We start from the raw sequence: 25,982 nt of genomic DNA on the forward strand, positions 1-25,982 counted from the left end.
TTTAAACTTTTTTAAGCACTATTTTTTCTGAATTTTTCTCTACCATCATTTGATAAAACTTTTTAAAGTTTTGATAATCTGCTGGCATAATTATAGTGTTATTAATGTTTAAATTTACTATTAATTGAATATTATTTCCTGTTTGTTTAATTAAATATGAAAAGCTGGCAGATCCGCTATTAAAATCCAAAGCAGTATTTTCTGGAATAGTTTCTACTTGATAACCTTCAGGAATTGCAATAACAATGGTATGCTTATCTGATATTGGACAAATAAAATCTATTGGATAGTTTCTGGATTCTTGCGTAAATGGATTTTCTTCTTGACCCAAAAAGATTAATGGAGAAATATAGATGTTATCACCTATTTTTTCGGCTGCAGTCTCAAAAATATAATCATAAGATTGTGACACTGGCTTAGTTGCTAGTTTAGCATTTTTTACTTCTAAGTTACTTACGGTAAGTCCAGGATTGTCATTCTCTAAATTAAGAACTAAATTATCATTGGATTTATTGGCATTACTATTTCTGTATCTGTATGCTTGATAATTAGTTAATACCCTTCTGGCTTTGCCTTCTGCAGATAGGTCTTCATTTAATTTTACATTAGCAAATACAATCTCTTTTGACACAATATTAGGATTAAGGTTGACCCAAGTAGAGCTACCATCTTCACGTATTAAACGTCCTTGCCAATTGATTGCAGTAATAGGTAATACATCAGGTTTTGAAAACTGCTGTGTAGCATCCAATAACATTAATTTACCCTCTTGTTCTACTGCACAGATTACGTAATTAAATCCTGATCGTGTTGGAAAAAACGGAACACCATTATCTCTTGTGCTAATTAAAACTGGATTAGCATTAATATTAGCATGTCTTAACATTGCTGTTAGCATTAAATTTATATCACCAACATTACCTACGCCTTCATTGTATGCCTTTTTAACACCATTTTCTGAAGTAAAACCTACATAATCATTCCATTTAACTTTATTTTTAACATGATCAAAAATGAGCTGTATTTTTTCTGAATGACTTTTAGCATTGGATACCAATGCATCAACATCTTCTTCGAAATAACTCTTATTATCTAGTTGTCCACCAAAATCATCACTTTTATATATAGTCTCAGTCACCTTATCCCAAGTTGTTGAAAAATCTTTAACATTATTATCTGGACCTTTATAAAAAGCATACTCAAAAGCTACTGTTGCTCTGTAGTTATCTATATTACCTGTAAAGGGTTCGTCTAATAAAGCAGGTACATTATTTTCTAATATTGTTACTATATTTTCAGAAAAAGAAAATTTAGAAGTATTAATATATTTAGTATTCTTAGTTCCACCTCCTGTTAAGCTTCCTGAATTTTGTGTGCTATTTGAACCTCTATTCCTTGAGGATATCTCTTCTGTTCTGTTTTTTTTAGACTCGCTAATATTAGGTATAAATGAAGATCTTGGATTGACCACTTTATTGTAATTAAAATACTCTGGTGTTACAATCTCAACTTCTAAAATATTGATAGGTATATCATATTGTAACACTACATCATCTATTGATAAAAAAGGCGATTTTATAGTATATTCAAACTCTACAATGCATCCTTCTGCTAATGATGGCATAGTAAACGTAGCTCTTTTCCAGTATTTATTAGTATCCTCATCATACACCTTGTCTTTATCAAGTTTAAATTTTTGAATCTTACCGTTAACTAAAGTATAAGTGTAACCTTTTAGGTTTGTTATCTTTTCTCGTTTAGAGTTATTTTCGTTGTACAATTTTATTCTTTTAGTTGCCCAATCATAACCTTCTTTATTGTAAATTTTTATACGTTCGTGTACATTAATTTCTTGCGTAAAGCCTTCTTTTTGATAAAAAGGAAACGTTGTGCGTTGTTTTTTGAATAAAACAACTGCGTTAACCTCTGGGCTTTCTGGATGTACTTTTTCTTCTAATTCTTTCTTACTAACCTTTCCAAACTTAAAATCTTGAGCATTGGAAACAATAGTAATAAGTAATAGTGATAGTAGTAATAGTGATTTTTTCATAAAATTAATTGGTTATTTGTAATACGATTTTTGACTTGTCATGTTTAACTACATCTAGTCTAAATTTTCTAAAATCTATATAGTCTTCTTTTAAAAACTGTCCTTTATTGATTATTATTTTTCGGTAAAACTCTAAAGTGTTGTCGTCTATTTTTTTTATCAAAAAGTGGTATTCTCCAAATTTGTTTTTAATAACTACATCGTCTTGTAGTGCTTCTACCTTAACGTTGTCTGGAAGTATGATTTTGTATTGGTCTATATCAATAAATCCTCTATCAATTTCAAATGGTAATTTTCTATTAGGATATCTTGGTGGTGCTTTAGTGAATTTATTAAACACATTTGGCTGAAATAACAGTCTCTTACCTGCTTTAGTCGCATATCTGTCTGACTGCAATTTTAATTGTTCTTCAAAAACAATTTCCTCTTTGTCATTAACAAAGCTCATATTATTGATTTTAAGACTATTTATATCAGAAAAATAGTCTTTGTAGTATAGCTTGTTTTCTTTTTCTGTTTGAGTTTCAAATCTACTGTACTTGCCATATTGCGTGCCTTTCGATTTGATATTTAATTGAGCGGTAAAGCCTCCTGAAGCGTTTAAATGTATTGTGGCTTCACTGTTTTGGGTATTTTCTTCTTTGGTGTATATTTTGGTGTGAACAATTTCTCCACCAGTTGGTGTTACAATTAGCACGTCTCTATCATCCGTGAAATTAGCATTATAACCAAAAGGTGTGGTTTGATTAGTACATTCTAGTGTGATATAGTTTTCATTATCTGGAATAGTCAAAATAGCATGATTACCTTGTAATGAAGAGAAAGTTGCATCAATATTCTTTATATCAGAACCTCCATATACAATAGTATAGTAAGACTTTACACCAACCTCATCTAATAACGCTTTGGTATAATTAGACAACCCTTTACAGTCTCCATATCCTAATCTATCTACATCACTTGCTAACATTGGCTTCCAACCACCAATTCCGACTTGTACGCTTATATAACGTGTTTTGTTTTGCATAAAATTATAGATAATTTTTGCCTTTTCTAAGTCTGTTTTAGCGTCACTAGTTAATGCTTTAATCTCTGTTTTTACAGTTTCTGGAAGTGCTTGGGTACCATCAATTAGTTTATCACTCATCCATTTACCAAAAGTATTCCAGTCGGCATTCTCTCCTTCTACACCTAACATATTAAATTGCTTAAGTGCAAATTTTACAGATGGTGCAAAATTTGGGAAAGACGGACTGTAAGCTTCTCTTTTTATAGCTTTTAAATTATGAGCTTTAAATTGAAAATCTGTAGGGTCTTTAATATTGTATTCTTCTAAATTATTAGCCTTATAAACTAATTCTATGTCTGTTAGATTTTGAATATGGTATGAAGCATCTTCTACACTTACATAATAATTATCTATAGGGTACCATTGTGGAATAAAAGCTGTATTTGTAGATATGGTTTCTAAATTAAAAACAACAGTATAAGGATAAGAATTTGGTGTATGGTCTAGATACTTAGCTCTGTTATCATTAAAAATAGAGAAGCCATCAGCTACACTAACGTCTAAAAAATCTCTTTTTTTGTAGGTTTTTATTTCTTTTCCAAAAGCATTGTAAACAATTGCTTCAAGTGTTTTTATGGATTTTGAATCATCATAATATACTACTGCTCCTATGTGTCTTTGACCAGACTCATTAAAAACAGTAACCACTCGTTTTTCTTTAAAAATTAATTGGTCTTTAGCTTCTATTATGACATCTATTTTGCTCGATCTTATAACAGCATTAGCATTGTCTTTTAAATCTGAATCAATTAAGATGGATTGAAAATTGTCCTGAGCAAGTAGGTTTGGCGATAGAAAAAGTATAAGAATGATACTTTTTAAAAGTATTTTTATTGACATTAAATTTAATTAAAATCTAATATATAAAAATTGTAGGAAAAGTAAAAAGTGTTTCTTTAATTATTGTTATTTACTCTTTATTTTTAGAATCTATTATAATGGTTACAGGTCCATCATTTAACAACTCCACTTTCATATCTGCACCAAATTTTCCTGTTTGTATTGGTTTATCTAAAGTGGTTTCAAACTGCGATACAAATTGATTGTACAATGGGATAGCCACATTGGGTTTGGCAGCTTTTATGTAACTAGGTCTGTTTCCTTTTTTTGTACTTGCATGTAACGTAAATTGACTTACTACAATAACGTCTCCGTTAATATCTAATAACGACTTATTCATCACTTCATTGTCATCATTAAAAATGCGACAATTAGTTATTTTATTGACTAGCCAATTAATATCTTCTGTGGTGTCCTCTTCAACAATCCCTAATAAAACTAATAACCCGTTTTTGATATTAGCGACTACTTTTTGATCAATAGTTACACTAGCTTTTGATACTCTTTGGATAACTGCTTTCATTTACTCTTGATTCCAGTTATCTGTTCTGTAATGCTCTTCGTCTCCTTCAATAATTTGCACATAGCTTCTGTATCTTGAAGCAGCTACCTCATCATTTTCTAGTGCTTCTTTAACTGCACATTTAGGCTCTTCTATATGTAAGCAATTGTTAAATTTACAATCTTGTTTTAGCTTAAAAAACTCTGGAAAATAATCGCTTATTTCTTCTTTTTCCATATCTACTACACCAAATCCTTTTATTCCTGGTGTATCTATAATCTTTGCATCAAAACTTAAGTCAAACATCTCAGCAAATGTTGTAGTATGTTGTCCTTGCATATGCTGCATAGAAATTTCTTTAGTTTTTAAATCTAAACTTGGCTCTATCGCATTAACTAAAGTTGATTTTCCAACACCAGAATGTCCAGTAAACATGCTTACTTTACCTTCCATTACCGATTTTACTTTATCAATATTTTTTCCTGTTATTGCAGAAATACCAATACACTCATAACCTATTTGACGATAAATGTGTGCTAAATACCTAACTTCATCCAGCATCTCTTGACTATAAGTATCAATTTTATTGAATAATAAAATCGCTTTTATGTCATAGGCTTCTGCAGTTACTAAAAACCGATCTATAAAACTGGTAAACGTTGGCGGATTATCTATAGTAACTAACAGAAATACTTGGTCTATATTAGACGCAATGATATGAGTTTGTTTAGACAGATTTACAGACTTGCGGACAATGTAATTTTGTCTGTCATGAATTTTATTAATCACACCAGTTTCTTGATCTGATTTGGTGTCTAGTTCAAACTCGACAAAATCGCCAACAGCAATAGGATTGGTGCTTTTAATATCTTTTAGTCTAAATTTTCCTTTTATTCTGCACTCGTAAGTTTGACCTAATTCGGTCTTTACGGTGTACCAGCTTCCTGTAGATTTATAAACGCGTCCTGTCATTAATTTAAATAAGCTACAAAATAACAATATTTAAATTAAAATAACTTAACCTCTAATTGCTTTTTTAGCTGGTAATACTTGATTATCTGCAATAATATTGATAATATAAATTCCTGAATTGAATGTTGATAAATCCAAACTCAATTTTTTATTTACATTTTGAAAGGAATTCGACATCAGTATTTGACCAGCTAAATTAGTTACCTGAATTTGTACAGTTTTATAATCTTTAAGTAGTTTAATATTGAAAACCCCTGAAGATGACGGGTTTGGGTAAACAGTAGAATATTTAATCTTTGATTCATAGATTATAGTAGATACTGCAACGCTATACGCACCACAACAAATTTTTCTACATAATCCATACCCAATTATTTCTACCTCATCTAAATGGTTATCAAATTCAAGCAAGACATCAATAGTCTTTTGATTTTCTACTTTTATTTCTTTAGTACCAAATCCTAAATAAGAAATTGCAAGGGTATCATTTGGTTTTACTTCTATTTCAAAATCCCCATTTAAGTCACTTACGGTTCCTTTTTTTGTGCCTTTAATGATAATATTTGCTTCACTTAGCACACCTAATTCATCTGAGACGTTTCCTGTGATTTTAGATTGTGCTTTTACTTGAATTGACAACAGTAATATCAATACAATAAGTAGTTGATGTTTCATTATTTTTAGTTTTTATGGTTATAACCCAAAACTAAACAACTAAAACAGAGCATAAAACCAATACTGAGTGAATGCTACTTTTGACTGAGTGAAAGCATAAAAAAAGCCACTTTTTTAAAGTGGCTTTTTTATATTAACTTTTTATAATTTTCTCTTGGTGGTTAATCGACTCTTGGTGAATAGCTTTAAACAGTTTTAAAATAAACTCTTCACTCAACCCTTTTTGCTCACCTTCTAAAACCATTTTGCCTAAAATCTCGTTCCAACGTTTGCTTTGTAAAACTGCTACGTTTTTTTGCTTTTTTAGTGCGCCAATTCCGTCTGCAACCTTCATACGTTTTCCTAATAACTCGATAACTTGATTATCTACCACATCTATTTGCGCTCTTAGATTAGCCAACTCGTTATTGTATTCTGCTTCAGGATCTGTTTCTTTTCTAATCTTTAAATCCTTCATCATTTGGATTAAAGTTGTAGGTGTCACTTGTTGCGCAGCATCACTCCATGCATTGTCTGGATCTGTATGTGTCTCAATCATTAATCCATCAAAGTTTAAGTCTAATGCAGTTTGTGATACATCAAATACCATATCGCGTTTACCTGTAATGTGAGATGGATCATTTATTAAAGGTAAGTCTGGAAATCTGTTTTGAAACTCGATTGCTAATTGCCACTCTGGTATGTTTCTGTATTTAGATTTTTCGTAAGTAGAAAATCCTCTGTGGATAGCTCCTAGGTTTTTAATTCCAGCAGTATATAAACGCTCTATACCACCTAACCATAATGCTAAATCTGGATTAACTGGGTTTTTAACTAGAACAATTTTATCTGTTCCTGCTAATGCATCTGCCAACTCTTGCATAATAAACGGACTAACCGTTGAGCGTGCTCCTATCCAAAGTAAATCCACATCGTTTTCTAATGCTAACTTAACATGTGCAGTATTTGCTACTTCCGTACAGGTTTTCATACCTGTTTCTTCTTTTACTTTTTTAAGCCATTTTAAACCTAAAGCACCAACACCTTCAAAATTTCCTGGTCTGGTACGTGGTTTCCATATTCCAGCTCTGTAATAACTAACGTCTGTATCTTTAAGCTCGTGAGCAATTTTTAATACTTGTTCTTCAGTCTCTGCACTACATGGTCCTGCAATTACCAATGGATGGTCCAACTTCATATCATCCAACCAGTTTCTCATTTCTTTTTTGTTTTCCATAATTTTTAATTTTTAGAAAAAAGAACCAAGAGTATAGAATCAAGACTTGTTAAAGTTTCAATTCTTATTTGATGTTACCCCTCATCATATTCTTTGCTTTGTATTCTCTTTTCTTTTTTTTGTTATTGTATTCCGTTTAATATTTGTTTAATGTAATTAGTGTCTTTCATTTCGTTATAAACGCCTTCAAAATCGTCGTTTTCTATAAGCGTTTTAAAATGAGTTAAATTGGCAATATAATCTTCTAAAGTATCTACTACATTGGCTTTATTTTGTTTAAAAATAGGAGTCCACATCGCTGGACTACTTTTTGCTAACCTTACTGTACTCTCAAAACCCGAACCAGCCATATCAAAAATATCACGTTCGTTTTTTTCTTTTTCGATGACTGTTTTTCCTAGCATAAATGCACTAATGTGTGATAAATGCGATACATATGCAATATGCTTGTCATGAGATTCTGGATTCATGTAACGCATACGCATACCCAAATCGTTAAACAGATTAACTGCTTTTTCCTGCAATTTGAATGCTGTTTTTTCTACTTCGCAAATAATATTTGTTTTATACTGAAACAAATCTTTGATTGCTGCTTTTGGTCCAGAAAACTCGGTTCCAGCAATAGGATGCATTGCTAAAAAATTACGACGTTTTGGATGATTCTCTACCGCTTTGCATATATCTGCTTTGGTTGATCCAACATCTGCTACTAAAGCAAAGTCTGTAATAGTGTCTAAAATTTTAGGTAACAATTGTACTGAAGCATCCACAGGAATTGCTAATATCACTAAATCTGCTTGATCTAAATCGTCTAATGTCGCTTTTTCATCAATGACACCTAACTCTAAAGCTTGATTTAAATGGTCTTCAGATTGGTCTATACCAAAAACTTTAACGCCTTGACGTTTATGCTTAATGTCTAAAGCTAAACTGCCACCAATTAATCCAACACCTATGATGTATATATTTTGTATCATACTCTTGCTATTGCTTCTTCAATATCTTCTTCGGATGCACATAATGAAAACCTTACATAACCTTCACCTTGTGTTCCAAATATAATTCCTGGTGTTATAAACACACTTTTTTCTATTAATAATGCATCTATAAAAGCTTCTGAAGTCTCTCCTTCAGGCACTTTTGCCCACACAAATAATCCTGATGCTTCTTTACTAAATGTACAATTTAGTTTCGTGGCTAATTGCCAAACCAGTTGTCTTCTTTTTTCATAAATACTATTAAGGCTAGAATACCATAGTTTAGAACATTTTAAAGCTTCAATAGCACCTTTTTGAATTCCGTAAAACATTCCAGAATCCATGTTACTTTTCACTTTTAAAATGGCTTGAATATGTTGACTACTTCCTAAAACCATTCCTACTCGCCAACCTGCCATGTTAAAAGTTTTGCTTAACGAATTAAGCTCTAAACAAACCTCTTTAGCTCCTTTTACGCTTAAAATACTTAAAGGCGTTTCATTTAAAATAAAGCTATACGGATTATCATTAACCAATAATATATCGTGCTTTTTAGCAAATGCAACCAACTGCTCAAAATCTGATCTTGTCGCTTTGGCACCTGTTGGCATATGCGGATAACTAATCCACATAAGTTTGACCTTGCTTAAATCTTGTTGTTCAAGCTCTGCTATATTTGGCAACCAATTATTACTACTATCTAAATTATAAGTTATAGGATTAGCTTGCACTAATTTAGTGACTGCTGCATAGGTTGGGTAGCCAGGATTTGGAATTAACACACCATCTCCTTGATTTAAAAAAGCTAAAGATATATGCATGATACCTTCCTTACTTCCCATTAAAGGTAACACCTCTGCATCAGGATTGATGTGTGTGTAATAGTGTTCTTTATAAAAATCTGCAATTGCTTGACGCAACTCTGGTAAGCCTTGATAGCTTTGGTATTTATGTGCTGTAGGATGTGTTATACTCTCAGTTAGTGCTTTAACCACCTGACTTGGTGGTTGCAAATCTGGACTACCTATCCCTAAGTTAATTATAGGTTTACCTGCTGCTTGTAAAGCATAGACTTCTTTTAACTTTTTAGAAAAGTAATATTCTTGTACGCTATGTAATCTGTCTGCTACCTCCATTATAGTTTAGCATTTTTATATTCTCCAATCACTTTAAAATGGGTTGCCATAATATCCATAATAGATTTCGCTTTTTTAAAATCCTGATAATTCTTAAACGTGACATCTACAAAAAAAGCGTATTTCCAAGGAGTTTCAATAATTGGCAAGGATTGTATCTTAGTTAGATTTAGCTTACAGTCACTCATTACATTTAATATGGTGGCTAAGCTTCCTCTTTTATGGTCTAATTCAAATTTTATTGAAGCTTTGTTAATGTCCTGTTCTGGTATTTCAGAATTTTTTTGTTTAACAACAACAAAACGTGTCTCGTTATGTTTAATGGTTTGTATGCTTTCCGCTAAAATAGTCAGCTCAAAAATCTCTGCTGCTAATGTACTAGCAATTGCTGCTACGTTTGGTAACTGGTTGTTTTTGATACGTTCTGCAACCTCAGCAGTATCTTTATCTTCAATTAATTTGATGTATGGATATTGCTTAAAAAAATCTTTGCATTGTAACAACGCCATAGGATGTGAGTAGACTTCTTTAATATCTTTTATACTCTGATTTGGCAACGCCATTAAATTGTGCTGAATATCTAAATAATACTCTCCGACGATATGTAAATTATTGTTATCAATTAGTGCATAATTGGGTATGATAGAACCTGCTATCGAGTTTTCTATAGCCACAATTGCTGCGTCAGATTGTTTAGACAAGACACTGTCTATGGTTTGGTCAAAGGACAAAAACGGAAACACCTTTATGTCTGTCTCAAAATAATGTTGAGACACAATGTGGTGAAACGACCCTTTAATACCTTGTATGGCTACTGATGTTATCAATGGTTTGCTTTAAAATTTTTATAAAAAAAAGTCTCGATAATTATCGAGACTTTTTAAATACATATCCTGTTAAATTACATACATAACGTCTCGTTCTTTTTGTTAAAAAAGAAATAGTACCAGTTATAATATGCTGTGTTTATTTTGCTCATGTTTGAAATACTGATGCTAAAGTAAATAATAAATTGACAAATCAAAATACTAAGTCTCTATTTTTGTAGTTTTTAAGAAAGATTTAAAGATTTACCATTAAACTATGGAATAAATTACAGAATGTCTATTTTTGAATACAAATTTTATCCATGTCAATTAAAGTTGAAAATATCACAAAAGTTTATGGTCAACAAAAGGCTTTAAACAATGTTTCTTTTAAAATCAATCGTCCAGAAATTGTTGGTTTTTTAGGTCCAAATGGTGCTGGAAAATCGACGATGATGAAAATTTTAACCACTTACATCCAACCTACAGAAGGACAAGCCCAAGTTAATGGACATGATATTATCACTCAAACCCAAAAGGTACAACAAAGTGTAGGGTATTTACCAGAGCACAACCCATTGTATTTAGAGCAATACGTTAGAGAATATTTAGTCTTTAATGCAAGTGTCTATAAAGTTGATAAAGCTAGAGTTGAAGAAGTGATTGCCTTAACAGGATTAACACCAGAAGCACATAAAACTATAGGTCAACTCTCCAAGGGTTATCGTCAACGTGTTGGGTTAGCCAATGCGTTATTGCATGATCCAGAAGTCTTGATTCTGGACGAGCCTACTACAGGTTTAGACCCAAACCAATTAATAGACATTAGACAGTTAATTAAAAACTTAGGCAAAGACAAAACCGTGTTTTTATCGACACACATCATGCAAGAGGTAGAAGCTATGTGCGATCGTGTTATTATTATTAATAAAGGCGAAATTGTTGCCAATAAAAAACTACAAGAATTACGCGATGGTCAGGAGCAAATTGTTGTTGTCGAGTTTGATTACCGAGTAGAAGATGCTTTTTTACTAAAGTTACCACACGTTAAAAGCGTTAAAAACACACATGATTTTATATACGAAATCACCTTTTCTACCACAGAAGACATGCGTAGTCATGTGTTTGATTTTGCACATGATAACGAGTTGAAAATCTTACAATTGAACCAGAAAAATGCGAGTTTAGAAAGTTTGTTTAGAGAATTGACTGCTTAATTATTATATTTAGTTACTGTAATTGATGCATCTATTAGTTATAGGATGTCAATAATTAAAATTACTATAACCTGAACTATTTACGGGATATGGTTAATAAAAGTTATTTTATAACGAGTTGTAGCCAATTAGAAAACTCACGCAAATGACACAAGAAATATATCAGAAAGCTATAAAGTTTGCTGGAGAAAAACATAAAAATCAAAAAGTACCTGGAACAGATGCGAACTATTTGTTACATATTTCAAATGTTGCAATGGAAATCATTTTAGCTCACAAAGAAAATGAAGATTTTGATATAAATTATGCAATACAATTAGCTCTTCTTCACGATACTTTAGAAGATACCAAAACTGAATTTAAAGAACTAAAGGAACAATTTGGAGAAAAAGTAGCTTTGGGAATTCAAGCTTTGACCAAAAACGACAATCTGACTTCTAAAAAAGAGAAAATGACAGATAGTTTAAACCGAATTAATGAATTAGAAAATGAAGTTGGAATGGTTAAACTAGCGGACAGAATTACTAACCTTCAAGAACCACCAAAGTTTTGGGGAAAAGAAAAAATTTTGAATTACCTGAATGAAGCCAAATTGATTAACGAGATGCTAAAAAATAAAAATGAATATCTGAATACAAGATTACAAGCTAAAATAGTTGAATACAAAAAATACACTGAATAAATAACTGGCAACAACAACGTGTATAATGCATAGCTTGTACTGTGATTATTCGGAAAAAGTATCTACTCCTCCTCTGTTCTAGTTTCTTTTACTAAATTTAACCTAACCAACGCAACGACATTATACACAAACACGTTGTAGCCAATTTAAGAAATGACCGAACTAATAAACAATTTAATTAATCATCATTTTTGTATAAGAGGGAAAACTAAAGAAGAAATTTTAGAATGCCTGAATATTGAATTTCAAGAGCAGATAATTTTTGACGCTGACTTTGACTGGGAATTTCTATCTGCCGAAAATGTTGAAAATAAAAAAAGATTTATCTTATTTGACTCAATAAATGATTGGGCTTATTTGAGATGGAATATATGGGACTTTGAAGTAACAAAAAAGTTAGTATCGAAAATTTCTAAAGAATTAAATACCGAAGTCAATTATTTTTTCATAGACCCATGGATTTTTACATTAAGATGGATTATTGCAAAGAACGGTAAAGTAACAAGAATTTATTACGAATATCAAGATGTAATAATTGAGCAATCGGGTGAACTTGAACTCGAGAAAGAAATCCGAAAAAAAATTAAAAAAAGAGATGGTGAAAATGAGTTTTGGGAAGATAAATATTGGGACTTGTACGAAAAAATGAATCCACCAATAACCATACTGAATGAAAAAACAGAAGTTAGCGCTGTTATTGGCGAATTGAAATAAAAACTGGCTACAACACTGTATATAATTTATTACTAGTTCTAGCCTACCTACGAAAATTTTCGCAGATTTTCTATTCGCTTTTTATTTGCTAATTTTAGTGCTTAAACACGCTACTAACCAATTCCAAACACGTTGTGCCTAATTTGAAAAATGAAAATATTTCCAACAAAAGAACTGAAATTTAAGCTTATCGATGACCAAGCAGAAACGTTGAATCGACTAAATCGGAGAACTGAAAAGTCTGAAAATCTGACTTCTTCGCAAACCGACAAATCTTTTCGTGGAATTATAAACGGAAATGAATTTAAGATTATATCTTCTGCAATTGGGAAAGGAGCATTTTGTGTAATGACTGGAACAATTGAATCTGACAAAGGAAACGTGAAAGTAGAAATCCATAAAGTTTTTCGGATTTTATTAAGCGTTATTCTTTGCTTTCCAATTATTGCAATTATAATAGCAATATTGACTGGAAAAGAAGAACCTAATCCTATTTTTATATTAGTAGCAATCGGACAAATTTTAATAATCAGATACGGATTTATTGGACTTGCTTTTAAGTTTCTATCAAAAGAAAGTCTGAATAGATTACGTGATGTAATTGACTTTGAATGGATAAAAAACTAGGCACAAAGTTTAGTATATAACAAATAAAATCTAATAAGATTCCTACCTACCAAGGAATAATTTACTCAAAAATTACACGTCCATCAAACTGCTCTGTAATATCAATACTTAACGGTGTATTAACAGCAATAACGTCTCCTGTACTTACTAAATTAGCAGTTAGGCTTAACTGTGGATTAACGATAATATCATTACTTCCACGATGAAAAATTGTAACATGTTGCGCGATAAGGTGTCTGCCTTCAAAACGTCCATCTCCAGATGCATGACTAATTTTTAAGTTGTCTACAATTCCAGAAATGGTGTTAGTGGTTAAATTGTTAATGACCACTAATAAATCTGTACAATTGACTTCGACATTAAAATTACCAACGTTATAAAAATCTCCAGAATCGTCTTCGGATAGTAGTCTTAAATTTTCAAAATTTAAAATACCTATACTGTGGATGTCTAAGGTACTACTGTTTCTAATTTCGGTAAGGTTTGGTGTAGTTACGTACACTTTGGTGATTCCGTAATCTCTGGTTAGGTTGCAGGTATTATTGTCTTTTAACAACAGTCTATCGTCTTCGACTATTATTTCTATATCATCCATTAAAAATTCGCCTGTTTCAACTACAACACTTTGTGTGACACCTTGAGTGACAAATAATTCGACATTTTTAAAACTAGTAATTTTAGTAAACTCAGGTACAACCACTTCCTGCTGAATAATATCTCCTGCATTTTGGAAGCAGTCTGGAGCGTTACTAGAATTGCATCCAAATAATAATATAAAAAATACTATGTAAATACTGTTTTTCATAATTTTTATATTGTGGATTCCTGCTTTCGCAGGAATGACAATGTTGTAATCTTTAAAGTCTTATTCCTAAACCTAATTCTACTGCTTCAGCTTTTGCACCATGAGATTTAAGGGTTAATGCGCCAAACCATTTGTTACTAAAATAACGTTTTAATCCAATTCTGTTATACACACGTCCTTCAAAATCAAACGGATAATACACGTAATATCCTAATTGTGTAATTAACGAAGTCTTACTAATAAATAATTCGTGACCAACAAATACACCAACACGTTTATAATCCTCGTCTCCAGACACATTATCTAACGGAAACGCTACCGATTTGTACCTAATATGTGTCTTTAAAAAATTAGAGAAAAACACATCTGTACCTAACTGTATAGCACTTTTATGGTTTAAACGTTTGTCTGCATAAGCTGACAGAATGTAAAACGCGTACTGACCAGAATCTATAATATCACTCTCGTTAACTCCTGTTCTAAAGGCTAGGTTATATTTGATGTTTTCGGTGAATTTGTCATCGACATGTGTGATATATTCTAGCGTGTGGTCTGCATCTAAATTATAAGTAACACCTAAATTAAACGTGATGCTGTTTATAGAACTATTAGGTGCTTTAACATTGGCATTGGAATAATGGATTAAAGACAATCCGGTTTGCAGTCCAAAACCATTAAACAGATTTTCCTTTTTATAATTAAGCATTAAGTAGGTACTACTTAATAATCTAGTCCCAAATGCATTGTTGCGGTAATTATCAACTTTATCGTATGGATTGGTATTATAGGCTAAACCTTGACCAATTCTAAACATAAGATTGCGTTTAAAAAAGTAGAAATTATAGTGTGCATACACACCTAAATTATCGCCTAAAAACTGGTTTTTTAAATCTTGATATATAAAAGAGACACCATAATCTGGATAATTATATCGGCTTTCCCAAGCTTGATTACCAAAGGTTTTTTGATTATAACTTACAATAAATCCTGTTGGATGACCAGTAATTAAATGAGAGATATCACTATTGTGCTCTGTGATATTACCATAGAAAACGTTAGCATCTAGAGTGTAAGATGTCTTTTCGTTTTGCGCTTGTACACACAATATGAAAAATAAAATACAGACTGTAATTATCGACCTCATTAAAATTAGTTAGGTCGCAAAAGTAATAGTTTTATCAAGAAACTTGACGCACTAGCGTATTAAAATCGTGCTTTTTTTCATAGCTTTCAATTTCAAAAATTGGGTGTAACAGTTTTGAAAGCTGATCATATTCTATTAAAAAAGCATCGTGACCATGGATGGATTTTATTTCGCCAATAGTCACGTTTTGCTTTACAGATTTTAAATCGATATAGGTTTCCCAGTTTTCTTCAGCTTTAAAAAATAAATCACTGTTAATGGTTATAATATGAATGGACGAATTTATTTTTGAAGCCACTTCTTTAAACGAGCCTCTACCCTTTGTAATATCAATGGTTCGTAACACTTGATTCATTACCTTATAAGCCGATAATTGAAAGCGATTACTTAATTGGTTGCCATGATAATTTAACCAACTTTCTACTTCAAACAACGTATCAGATTGTTGCGTTCTTTGAAACTTTCTAGTCAACGATTCTGGTGTACGATATAAGGTCATAGCATGCATCCTAGCATCTTCTAAAGGTTGGCTAGAATGATTTAAAATAGCATCTTGGATATGACAATTAGCAATTAACCAATCGGTTGCTTTCCAATCGGTTGCAATTGGAATGACATGTTGTATTAAATTTGGTTGTAAGACCGCTAATTCCCAAGCAATTCCGCCTCCAACAGAACCTCCAATAACTGCAAAAAGCTTATTGATTAATAGCTGATTTAATCCTTCTACAAAAATTTGGGCTATGCTACTAGCAGTAAAATCTTTATAGTTGTCAATCAAATGGTCCTCTGTATTATCAAATCCGTTTCCTGGAATATTAAATGCCAAAATAGTATAGTGTTGTGTATCTATACATTTATTATCTCCAATTAAATCAGACCACCAACCATCAGCTCCTACAACATTAGAATTTCCTGTCAAAGCATGATTAACTAAAACAATTGGTGCTGTATGTAATGGTTTACCAAATACTTGATAAGACAGTTTGATATCAACTGTCTTACCATTTTGGAGGTTGTAATTGGTAATGTTTATATATTTTAAATGTTGCATTTTAAAAATTTTGAAATAAGCTTCACATTAAAATGGCTTTTAAAATGTGAAGCTATTTCGGTTAAATAACTAAAATCAAATTATATTAAAACTGTTTTTTTAACAACTGCAAATGCGTCTTTTAAATCGGCTTTTAAATCGTCGACGTTCTCAATCCCAACAGACAACCTTATTAAGTCTTTGGTCACACCTGTAGTTTCTTGTGCGTCATCACTTAATTGTTGATGTGTTGTACTTGCAGGATGAATAATTAATGATTTTGTATCACCAATATTGGCTAACAATGAAAATAGCTTTGTTGTGTCTGCTATAGTTTTTGCAGATTCATAACCACCTTCTACACCAAAAGTGACGATTCCACTTTGTCCTTTTGGTAAGTATTTTTTAGCTAAATGGTTATACTTACTATTGTCTAAACCTGGATAATTCACCCAAGTCACTTCAGGTTGTTGTTGTAACCATTTTGCTAATTCTAAAGCATTTTGAGAATGTTTTAAAATTCGTAATTCTAAAGTTTCTAAACCTTGAATAATTTGAAATGCATTAAACGGACTTAAAGCACCACCATAATCACGTAAGCCTTCAATTCTTATTTTTGCAATAAAAGCTGCTGGACCAATAGCTTCGCTATATACCAAACCATGATAACCTGCTGATGGTTCTGTAAATTCTGGGAATTTGCCATTTGTCCAATCAAAAGTTCCTGCATCTACGATGATGCCTCCAAGTGAGGTTCCGTTACCATTAATATATTTTGTTAGTGAATGGATAACAATATTTGCTCCATACTCAATTGGATTTAACAGATATGGTGTCGCTACTGTATTGTCTACTATTAGTGGAACTTTGTGTGCTTTAGCTTCTTTTGAAATAGCTTCAATATCTAAAACATCTAATTTTGGATTCCCTAAAGATTCTACAAATATAGCACGTGTATTTTGTTGTGCAGCTTTACTAAAATTCTCCGGATTGGAAGGGTCAACAAACGTAGTTGTAATCCCATGTCTTGGAAGCGTAACGCTAAGTAAATTATATGTTCCTCCATATAAACTGCTAGATGCAACAATATGGTCACCTGCTTTTAACAATGTTAGTAAGGTCGTGCTAATAGCAGCTGTCCCAGAAGCTGTTGCTACTGCTGCAATACCACCTTCTAAAGCAGCAATACGTTGCTCTAAAATATCGTTAGTAGGATTGTTTAATCTAGTGTAAATAAATCCTGGAACCGACAAGTTAAAACGTCCAGCTGCATCATCTGAATCATCAAAAACGTATGCTGTAGATTGATAAATTGGCACTGCTCTAGTTCCTCCAGTTTGTGCTGTGTCGTGTCCTGCATGCAACGCTTGGGTTGCAAATTTTTGTGTACTCATTTTTCTAGTTTTTTGAGTTAATAAATTAAACCAAAAGCCAAAGAAGCCTCTTATGAAGCGTACTTAATAGAAAAATGTTATAAGAAATTAACCTAATTACAGATGAGTAATTACGTGTGAGTTATCTATCTGAATGCGCAAAAAATATCTTGCGTTTTCAAGTAGAATGTAGCACCTTCTTAGTATGTCTAAGGGTTGCTAAGGCTTCAAAGGGTCTAATCCCTCCACCTTTCTTGATAACATTTCAGTAAGTTTTTGAACTTTGTGAATACAAATATTGCAAAATATATTTTTTACAAACAAGTAAAACCAATTATTTTTCTGAATTTTTATGATAAAAGTAAATAAATAGAATAATAGTTGGATTTTGATAATTAAACAAAATAATTTTCGGAATTACTTGAATAAACTTTAGGTGTCATCATTTGTTTTTTATGCTGAATTTCGGCTTGCATTGATATTTCCGAATAAAGATCTTGTTACCAATTTTTCATACACTGCAATTAGGTCTGTATCCTTAGTTTCTTCCTTCTCTAATTCTTGAATCTGTTTTAAGGCATATTGCTGAATAGTTAATAATGGCAATACTATGGATTCCCTAACTCTAATAGATGCCTTTCCAGAGGGTTCTTCTTGCATTAACTCGTCATAACCAGTAAGCTTTAATATAAGACGCTTTGAAGTTTTATATTCATTATAAATAACATTCCAAAACTCACCATATTCTGGATCATCACTCATATATTTGGTTAAATCAAAAAACGATTTTGATAAGGACATCATACTGTTTTCAATCAAGGTTTTAAAGAAACTTGACGTTTTAAATAGTCTTTGAGCCTTTTCAAACTCGCCTGCATCTTCATAATATTTTAAGGCTGTGCCAACACCAAAAAACCCTGGTACATTTTGTTTTAATTGACTCCAAGATCCTACAAATGGAATAGCTCTCAGGTCTTCAAACACCAAACCTTCTGCTTTACCACGTTTAGATGGTCGACTTCCAATATTGGTTTTAGCATAATATTTTAACGTGCTCATATGCTCTAAATATGAAATAAACTTAGGATGACTTTTAAAATCTACATACGCTTGATAACTAAGCTTCGCTAAATTATCCATCACCACTCGGTTTTCTGGGACCATACGCAAATCTGCATCACTTAAACTATTATGGATACCAGAACTAATTAATTGTTCTAGGTTATATTGTGAGGAATCTAACGTCCCAAAATTAGAACTAATGGTTTGTCCTTGAATAGTCAACTGAACTTCTTTATCTTCAATTGTTGGACCTAAAGAGGCGTAAAAATTATGTGTTTTTCCTCCACCTCTTGCTGGTGGTCCACCACGTCCATCAAAGAAAATAACTGTGACGTCATATTTTCTAGAGATAGCAGTCAAGCGTTCTTTAGCCTTATAAATTGCCCAATTAGCCATTAAATATCCACCATCTTTTGTACCATCACTAAAGCCCAACATAATAGTTTGTCTGTTACCACGTTTTTTTAAATGCGCAGCATATGCTGGATTGGTATATAAGTCTTCCATGACTTTATGCGACACTTCAAGATCTGTAATAGTTTCAAATAATGGTCCAATATCAACTGTTAAATCATCTTGAAATGCAACCAATTTTAGCATTGCAAACAATTGCATAACATTTAGCGTTGTTTGATTATTACTAATGATGTATCTATTTGCAGCGCGTTCGCCATTTGTACTTTGAATAGTTTTTATGGCTTCCATAGTACGTAGAGCTTTTAAAGTTTCTTCGTCTTTTATTAATGACAAATCCACTTTTCCTTTTACTTTAGATAAGATGTCAACTTGCTCTTTTTCGTTTAAATCTTGATAATTTTTTGGAAAAATAGTACTTCCGCTATCAATCATTACATTAACCATATCCGTGAAAACTTTATGGTGTGCTCGACTATCTTGTCTGATATCTAATGTAGAAAAATGAAATCCAAAAAGATGAACTTTATTTATTAAGCTATTAATCTCAGTAACATATAATGATTGATGTTTATCGATAATAATTTTTTTGATATTTTCTAATTCTGAAACAAAACTGTCTAAAGTTAAATTTGAAGGTTCGTGTAAAACTATTTTATACAACTGCGTTTCTAGTGCAACTATCTTATCTTCTACATCAACAAAGGTTAGTTTTCTTCTTAAATTTCTAGCATCGCGATAATAGTTTTTTATAATTGTTTCTCTTAATCTTTTGGCAACTTTTAAAGTTATTTCAGGTGTTACAAAGGGGTTTCCATCTCTATCTCCTCCTGGCCAAAAGCCAATGTTGATAATATCATTATCTATATGTTGTCCTTCAAAAATGTTTTGTTGAATGTAATCATAAATCTTCCCAAAAGACTTATAAAACACATTCTCTAAATACCAGATTAAACTTACAGCTTCATCATAAGGTGTTGGCTTTTTGTGTTTAAAAAAAGGGGTTTTTCCTAGTTGAGCTAATAAATCGTTAATACGTAGTAAATCGTTTTCTTTAAGTGCTTCTGTCAAATCAGTAATAATGCCCAAAACTGAACCAGGATAAAATTGTGTTGGATGTGCAGTAAGCACAATTCTTACCTTAAACTCTTCTAAATACTGACGCAATTTATCGAGTTTTCCATCTGCAGTAGCGCTTTCTTTTAAACTACGAAGCGTACCAATACCATCCATATTATTAACAACTGGAAATGCAGCATCTTCAATAGCATCAAACAATACTACTTGTCTTTCTATATATTGAATAAAACGAAACAGTAAATCTATTTTACTTTTGTCAGATCGTCTGGCTTGATATTTTTTAAAGAAGGTATCTACAATAACTGTTGGATTATCTCCATTATCAAATCCTTTTTTACAAGTTTCATGAAACAAAGGAAGCAAGACACCTGTTTTTGTTATCGTATCAAAAGGAAGTGTCATAAAAATACCATTATAAATCTGGTATTTTGATAATACATTTTGATTAAAACGAGTTAGTTTAGGCTGTAAAGGCATAACAATTTATAGTTTATATAAGCTATAAAGTTAATGAACAATCTTTTAGTAAAAGTATGAAGCTAAAGATTTTACGAATTGTTATACTAAATCGTTTTCTTAATAAGAATTACATAATTTAAAAGTCAAATTTTGATTTTAATGAATCAAAAAAAATCTTATGATTTATACTTTTTACTTTTTTTAACTCAAAGTCGCTTTTATAACTACTTTATTTTCTTATTTTTGTCGCTCGAAAAATTAAGAGGACGGATTTGACTGATTGCAACCTCTGAAGCAGAAAACATCTAGCTGAAACAAAAATGCTAAAGGCAGTGCAAACTTCCTTAGACGTTGTCGTCAAATCTCAACATAACAATATAATTTAAAATAATGGCGTATTTATTTACATCAGAAAGTGTGTCTGAAGGACATCCAGACAAAGTTGCAGATCAAATTAGTGATGCACTAATCGATAATTTTTTAGCGTTTGACAAAGACAGTAAGGTAGCTTGTGAGACCCTTGTCACTACTGGACAGGTTGTTTTAGCTGGCGAAGTAAAATCTAACACCTATTTAGACGTTCAAAAAATTGCGAGAGATACCATAAACAAAATTGGTTATACAAAAAGCGAATATATGTTTGATGGAAATTCTTGTGGTGTATTCAGTGCTATTCATGAGCAGTCGGACGATATTAATCGTGGAGTAGACAGAGCCAGTAAAGAAGAACAAGGTGCAGGTGACCAAGGAATGATGTTTGGATATGCTACTAGAGAGACTGAAAACTTCATGCCACTTGCTTTAGATTTATCTCATAAAATCTTATTAGAATTAGCAGAATTACGTCGTGAGAATAAAGACATTACTTACCTTAGACCAGATTCTAAAAGTCAGGTTACTATAGAGTATAGTGATGATAATGTCCCACAACGTATTGATGCAATTGTAGTTTCTACTCAACATGACGATTTTGATGCAGAAGAAAACATGCTTGCAAAAATCAAAAAAGATATAGTAGAGATTTTGATACCAAGAGTGGTTGCTAAATTACCTGAAACTATTAAATCGTTATTTAACGATAATATCACTTACCATATTAACCCAACAGGAAAATTTGTTATTGGTGGACCACATGGTGATACTGGGTTGACTGGTCGTAAAATTATTGTAGATACTTATGGCGGAAAAGGTGCCCATGGTGGTGGTGCGTTTTCTGGAAAAGACCCAAGTAAAGTAGATAGAAGTGCTGCGTATGCTACTAGACATATTGCAAAAAATTTAGTTGCTGCAGGTGTTTGTGATGAAATACTAGTACAAGTCTCTTACGCAATTGGTGTGGTTGAACCTATGGGAATATTTGTAGATACTTATGGGACTTGCCCATTTAATATGACCGATGGTGAAATTGCAGAAAAAGTTTCTAAAGTCTTTGATATGCGACCAGCATCTATTGAAGCGCGTTTAAAATTACGCAATCCAATGTACAGCGAAACAGCTGCTTATGGACACATGGGACGTAAAAACGAAACAGTAACAAAAACGTTTTCTCAACCTAATGGTGAGGATGTAACACTAGACGTTGAGCTATTTACGTGGGAAAAATTAGACTACGTTGATAAAGTAAAAGCTGAATTTGGCTTATAACTTTCAATTATACTTACAAAAAACCCGAAACGTATAAGATTCGGGTTTTTTTTATATTATGATTTCCATTTAATAGGTAAATGGACTACTTTTTTTGTTTCAAAAAAATCTTCTTTGTAAAAATCAGATATATTATAGATGGTTGTGGTTTTATAATCTTGTAATTCTTCTGTTAAATCACCTCCTTTAAGATATAAAATACCATTTTTTAATTCGTTTTGCTGTTTTTTAGCCACTTTGCCTTTAATCCAATGTACAAAAGTTGGCATTGCTGCAACTGCACGACTAATAATAAAATCATAGGTTTCTTTAATCTCCTCTACGCGACTGTGTGTGACTTTTACGTTTTCTAAACCTAAACCAGCTACAACTTCTCGTACCACATTTAATTTTTTATTGATACTATCTACTAAATGAAAGTTACAATCTGGGAATAAAATAGCTAATGGTATTCCTGGAAAACCTCCACCAGTACCAACATCCATCATAGAGCTACCTGCTTTAAATTGGATAACTTTAGCAATTGCTAGAGAATGTAGGACGTGACGTAAATATAACTCGTCTATATCTTTTCTTGACACAACATTAATTTTCAAGTTCCAATCCTTGTACAAATTTTCTAGTTTTTTAAACTGTTCTATTTGTAAAGGTGTTAAATCAGGGAAATACTTTAAAATCAGCTCCATAGTTGATATTAATTTTCGGCAAAAATATACATTTTAACACAAAAAAGGGAGCTTCTGTTTTAGTTAATTAATTATCTTTACGCCACATATGAAATTTCGCTATTTTGCGTTATCATAACAAAATTAATAGTATCAATGACAAAGCAAACACTATCGTTTTCAAGAAAAGACTCTGCAAAATTCTTTAGAACATTAAATAAACGTGTAAACGATTACTTTAAAGATAACAACATAAAGCGTACAGGTGATTGGCGCATATGGTTAAAAACCATAATTATGTTCACTATATTTTTAGCACCTTACTTTTTAATCATGAGCCTTGATCTACCTGGTTGGGCACAATTACTTTTAACTGTAGTTATGGGAATTGGTATGGCAGGTGTCGGTATGAATGTGATGCATGATGGTAATCACGGTTCTTTTTCTAATAAAGAATGGATTAATCGTTTAATGGGAAGTAGTATATACATTTTAGCAGGAAATGCTTACAACTGGAAAGTTCAACACAATGTGTTACACCATACTTACACAAATATTCATGGACATGATGAAGATTTAGAAGCTGGAAGAATTTTACGTTTTTCTAAACATTCAGAATGGAAAAAACATCACAAATTCCAACATTACTATTCTGTGTTACTATACGGTTTACTAACAATAAATTGGGCCATTACAACAGATTTTCAGCAAATGAAACGTTATATGAAACGTAAATTAGCTTATGGTAAATTACCCAATCCAATAGTAAATTGGAGTAAGTTGGTAATTTCAAAGATTATCTATGTATCTATTTGGATAATAATTCCAATATTATTTTTTGACTTAGCATGGTGGAAAATTTTACTAGGCTTTTTTATTATGCATTACACTGCTGGTTTAATTTTAAGTGTTGTGTTTCAATTAGCACACGTTATGGATGAAGCTGAAATGCCATTACCAGAAAAAGATGGTACCATGAAAAATACTTGGGCCATTCACCAGTTAAAAACAACTGTAAATTTTGGTGCAAAAAGCAAAATTATTAATTGGTTTACTGGTGGATTAAACCATCAAGTAGAACATCATATTTTTCCGCATATTAGTCACATTCACTACGGAAAAATAGCAGAGATAGTAAAATCTACCGCTAAAGAATTTAATTTACCATACAACGAATATAAAACCACACGTAAAGCTATTGCTGCTCATTTTAAATATTTAAAAGAAATGGGAATGAAGCCAGCAACGCTACAAGCCTAATTACATGAGCCAACCACTTTCTGACCGTATTTTAAACATGTCTACTTCTGCGACTTTAGCTATGGCTGCCAAAGCTAGAGAGTTAAGAGGAGAAGGTAAAGACATTATTGGATTAAGCCTAGGAGAACCAGATTTTAACACTCCTGACTTTATAAAAGACGCAGCTATCCAAGCTATAAACGACAATTATAACTCGTACACACCTGTAGATGGATATGTCGAGTTAAAAGAGGCTATTATCACTAAATTTAAACGCGATAATAACTTAACATATACGCTTCCTCAAATTGTGGTTTCTACTGGAGCTAAACAAAGCCTAGCTAATGTTGCTGGTGTTTTGTTAAATAAAGGAGACGAGGTTATTTTACCTTGTCCATATTGGGTTAGTTACTCTGATATAGTAAAACTAAGTGAAGGAGTTCCTGTTGAAGTAAAAACGACTATTGAAACAGATTTTAAAATGACGCCTGCACAACTAGAAGCAGCCATCACACCTAAAACTAAAATGATTTGGTTTAGTTCACCTTGCAACCCAAGTGGTTCTTTATACAGTAAAGCAGAATTAGAAGGCTTGGCTAAAGTATTGGAAAATCACCCAGACATTTATGTGGTTTCAGATGAGATTTATGAGCACATTAACTACACAGGAAAACCACACGCAAGTATGGCTCAAATGCCTAGCATGTATGATCGTACCATTACAGTTAATGGTGTATCCAAAGCTTTTGCTATGACAGGTTGGCGAATTGGATATATTGGTGCTCCAGACTGGATTGCTCGTGCTTGTAACAAAATGCAAGGTCAAATTACAAGTGGTGCTAATTGTATTGCACAACGTGCTGTAATTACTGCTTTAAATGCTGATGCTAGTGTTGTAGACTATATGATTGACGAGTTTAAAGTACGTCGTGATTTAGTCCTCAAATTATTAAATGATGTAGACGGATTTAAAACCAACACACCTGAAGGTGCCTTTTATGTATTTCCAAATGTGACACACTTTTTTGGTAAAACCTTAAGAGGAAAAACTATTAATAATGCTACAGATTTCTCTTTATATTTATTAGAAGAAGCTTTAGTAGCAACAGTAACTGGTGATGCTTTTGGTAATCCTGATTGTATTAGAATAAGTTATGCAGCTTCTCAAGACAATATTATTGAAGCTATCAAGCGAATAAAAGAAGCTGTTAGCTAATAAACATCTTAATTAAATACAAAAAAAGTCTCAGTTTAAAATTGAGACTTTTTTAATTTAAGATATTATTTAACCAGATTAATAGACAAATAAATAAAATAATAAAGACTATAAATCTTTTATAAAAGCGCTGATTATTTTCTTTTTTTAGTCGTTTTCTTAAATTGTCTTGGTATTCTGTATTTAAGACCATATGATCATACTTCTCATTTGTAACTTTTTTAAATTTTCCTGAGATATGGACAAACTTCTTCCTTTTAGGATTTTTCAATAAATCTCTATTATTTTTAAGTACACCATGAGGAGAACCATACATAATTTAAAATATATTAAAGGTTAAACAAAAGCTTCTAAATATATGTAGT

Annotated in this window: 22 protein-coding genes and 1 riboswitch; of the genes, 7 read left to right on the top strand and 15 right to left on the bottom strand. The window is 31.9% G+C overall.

Annotated elements, in window-relative coordinates; translation table 11 throughout:
* Position 1 precedes the first annotated feature (1 nt).
* The 9 genes from Ollyesu_RS02425 to Ollyesu_RS02465 all read right to left on the bottom strand — a co-directional run bounded on the left by Ollyesu_RS02425 (position 2) and on the right by Ollyesu_RS02465 (position 10,264).
* Complete coding sequence (locus Ollyesu_RS02425) at positions 2 to 2,050, bottom strand: DUF3857 domain-containing protein (RefSeq protein WP_279302214.1); 2,049 nt, start codon at positions 2,048 to 2,050, stop codon at positions 2 to 4.
* 4 nt (positions 2,051 to 2,054) lie between these two features.
* Positions 2,055 to 3,959: a DUF3857 domain-containing protein gene (locus tag Ollyesu_RS02430; protein WP_279302215.1), complete on the bottom strand. Its 1,905-nt coding sequence runs from the start codon at positions 3,957 to 3,959 to the stop codon at positions 2,055 to 2,057.
* 70 nt (positions 3,960 to 4,029) lie between these two features.
* Positions 4,030 to 4,482: a D-aminoacyl-tRNA deacylase gene (gene dtd, locus Ollyesu_RS02435; RefSeq protein WP_279302216.1), complete on the bottom strand. Its 453-nt coding sequence runs from the start codon at positions 4,480 to 4,482 to the stop codon at positions 4,030 to 4,032.
* Positions 4,483 to 5,433 (bottom strand): ribosome small subunit-dependent GTPase A, encoded by a 951-nt coding sequence (rsgA, locus tag Ollyesu_RS02440; RefSeq protein WP_279302217.1) that lies wholly within the window; start codon positions 5,431 to 5,433, stop codon positions 4,483 to 4,485.
* Between the two features lie 45 nt (positions 5,434 to 5,478).
* The gene (locus Ollyesu_RS02445) at positions 5,479 to 6,108 is read right to left on the bottom strand and encodes a carboxypeptidase-like regulatory domain-containing protein (protein ID WP_279302218.1); all 630 of its coding nucleotides are present in this window, start codon (positions 6,106 to 6,108) and stop codon (positions 5,479 to 5,481) included.
* A 133-nt stretch (positions 6,109 to 6,241) separates the two neighbouring features.
* Positions 6,242 to 7,324, bottom strand: coding sequence for a bifunctional 3-deoxy-7-phosphoheptulonate synthase/chorismate mutase type II (locus Ollyesu_RS02450; protein ID WP_279302219.1), 1,083 nt, complete (start codon positions 7,322 to 7,324; stop codon positions 6,242 to 6,244).
* Between the two features lie 122 nt (positions 7,325 to 7,446).
* Complete coding sequence (locus tag Ollyesu_RS02455) at positions 7,447 to 8,301, bottom strand: prephenate dehydrogenase (RefSeq protein ID WP_279302220.1); 855 nt, start codon at positions 8,299 to 8,301, stop codon at positions 7,447 to 7,449.
* Entirely contained in the window at positions 8,298 to 9,440 is a 1,143-nt protein-coding gene (locus tag Ollyesu_RS02460; protein ID WP_279303052.1) for an aminotransferase class I/II-fold pyridoxal phosphate-dependent enzyme, read from the bottom strand. Before Ollyesu_RS02460 ends, Ollyesu_RS02455 begins: the two co-directional genes overlap by 4 nt.
* Complete coding sequence (locus tag Ollyesu_RS02465; protein WP_279302221.1) at positions 9,437 to 10,264, bottom strand: prephenate dehydratase; 828 nt, start codon at positions 10,262 to 10,264, stop codon at positions 9,437 to 9,439. The genes Ollyesu_RS02460 and Ollyesu_RS02465 overlap by 4 nt, the downstream gene beginning before the upstream one ends.
* A 302-nt stretch (positions 10,265 to 10,566) precedes the next feature.
* On the opposite strand from Ollyesu_RS02465, the gene gldA reads away from it, so the two are divergent.
* The 4 genes from gldA (at position 10,567) to Ollyesu_RS02485 (ending at position 13,483) form a co-directional block, all read left to right on the top strand.
* Positions 10,567 to 11,460, top strand: a complete 894-nt coding sequence (gldA, locus tag Ollyesu_RS02470) for a gliding motility-associated ABC transporter ATP-binding subunit GldA (protein WP_279302222.1) — start codon at positions 10,567 to 10,569, stop codon at positions 11,458 to 11,460.
* 145 nt (positions 11,461 to 11,605) lie between these two features.
* Positions 11,606 to 12,142, top strand: coding sequence for an HD domain-containing protein (locus Ollyesu_RS02475; protein WP_279302223.1), 537 nt, complete (start codon positions 11,606 to 11,608; stop codon positions 12,140 to 12,142).
* 153 nt (positions 12,143 to 12,295) lie between these two features.
* Positions 12,296 to 12,856: a hypothetical protein gene (locus tag Ollyesu_RS02480; protein ID WP_279302224.1), complete on the top strand. Its 561-nt coding sequence runs from the start codon at positions 12,296 to 12,298 to the stop codon at positions 12,854 to 12,856.
* 150 nt (positions 12,857 to 13,006) lie between these two features.
* Positions 13,007 to 13,483, top strand: a complete 477-nt coding sequence (locus Ollyesu_RS02485; protein ID WP_279302225.1) for a hypothetical protein — start codon at positions 13,007 to 13,009, stop codon at positions 13,481 to 13,483.
* A 61-nt stretch (positions 13,484 to 13,544) separates the two neighbouring features.
* On the opposite strand, the gene Ollyesu_RS02490 is transcribed toward Ollyesu_RS02485, so the two are convergent.
* The 5 genes from Ollyesu_RS02490 to Ollyesu_RS02510 form a co-directional block, all read right to left on the bottom strand.
* Positions 13,545 to 14,288, bottom strand: a complete 744-nt coding sequence (locus Ollyesu_RS02490) for a DUF2807 domain-containing protein (RefSeq protein ID WP_279302226.1) — start codon at positions 14,286 to 14,288, stop codon at positions 13,545 to 13,547.
* Between the two features lie 52 nt (positions 14,289 to 14,340).
* Positions 14,341 to 15,432, bottom strand: coding sequence for an acyloxyacyl hydrolase (locus Ollyesu_RS02495; RefSeq protein WP_279302227.1), 1,092 nt, complete (start codon positions 15,430 to 15,432; stop codon positions 14,341 to 14,343).
* A gap of 34 nt (positions 15,433 to 15,466) precedes the next feature.
* Entirely contained in the window at positions 15,467 to 16,486 is a 1,020-nt protein-coding gene (locus tag Ollyesu_RS02500; RefSeq protein WP_279302228.1) for an alpha/beta fold hydrolase, read from the bottom strand.
* An 80-nt stretch (positions 16,487 to 16,566) separates the two neighbouring features.
* Positions 16,567 to 17,859 (bottom strand): O-acetylhomoserine aminocarboxypropyltransferase/cysteine synthase, encoded by a 1,293-nt coding sequence (locus Ollyesu_RS02505; RefSeq protein WP_279302229.1) that lies wholly within the window; start codon positions 17,857 to 17,859, stop codon positions 16,567 to 16,569.
* 118 nt (positions 17,860 to 17,977) lie between these two features.
* A riboswitch (SAM riboswitch) is annotated at positions 17,978 to 18,102 on the bottom strand.
* 189 nt (positions 18,103 to 18,291) lie between these two features.
* Entirely contained in the window at positions 18,292 to 20,871 is a 2,580-nt protein-coding gene (locus Ollyesu_RS02510; RefSeq protein ID WP_279302230.1) for a phosphoenolpyruvate carboxylase, read from the bottom strand.
* A 372-nt stretch (positions 20,872 to 21,243) separates the two neighbouring features.
* Between Ollyesu_RS02510 and metK the strand changes: the two genes are divergently transcribed.
* Positions 21,244 to 22,497 carry a methionine adenosyltransferase gene (gene metK, locus Ollyesu_RS02515; RefSeq protein ID WP_279302231.1) on the top strand — a complete coding sequence of 418 codons (1,254 nt, stop codon included), beginning with the start codon at positions 21,244 to 21,246 and terminating at the stop codon, positions 22,495 to 22,497.
* 56 nt (positions 22,498 to 22,553) lie between these two features.
* Here metK and rsmG read toward each other — a convergent pair whose 3' ends face one another.
* The gene (gene rsmG, locus Ollyesu_RS02520; protein ID WP_279302232.1) at positions 22,554 to 23,183 is read right to left on the bottom strand and encodes a 16S rRNA (guanine(527)-N(7))-methyltransferase RsmG; all 630 of its coding nucleotides are present in this window, start codon (positions 23,181 to 23,183) and stop codon (positions 22,554 to 22,556) included.
* A 135-nt stretch (positions 23,184 to 23,318) separates the two neighbouring features.
* On the opposite strand from rsmG, the gene Ollyesu_RS02525 reads away from it, so the two are divergent.
* Together Ollyesu_RS02525 and Ollyesu_RS02530 are read left to right on the top strand one after the other, a co-directional pair.
* The gene (locus tag Ollyesu_RS02525; protein WP_279302233.1) at positions 23,319 to 24,422 is read left to right on the top strand and encodes an acyl-CoA desaturase; all 1,104 of its coding nucleotides are present in this window, start codon (positions 23,319 to 23,321) and stop codon (positions 24,420 to 24,422) included.
* A 4-nt stretch (positions 24,423 to 24,426) separates the two neighbouring features.
* Positions 24,427 to 25,617, top strand: coding sequence for a pyridoxal phosphate-dependent aminotransferase (locus tag Ollyesu_RS02530; protein WP_279302234.1), 1,191 nt, complete (start codon positions 24,427 to 24,429; stop codon positions 25,615 to 25,617).
* Positions 25,618 to 25,982: the final 365 nt, after the last annotated feature.

Source organism: Olleya sp. YS (assembly GCF_029760915.1).
In the GTDB taxonomy this organism is placed as follows: Bacteria; Bacteroidota; Bacteroidia; order Flavobacteriales; family Flavobacteriaceae; genus Olleya.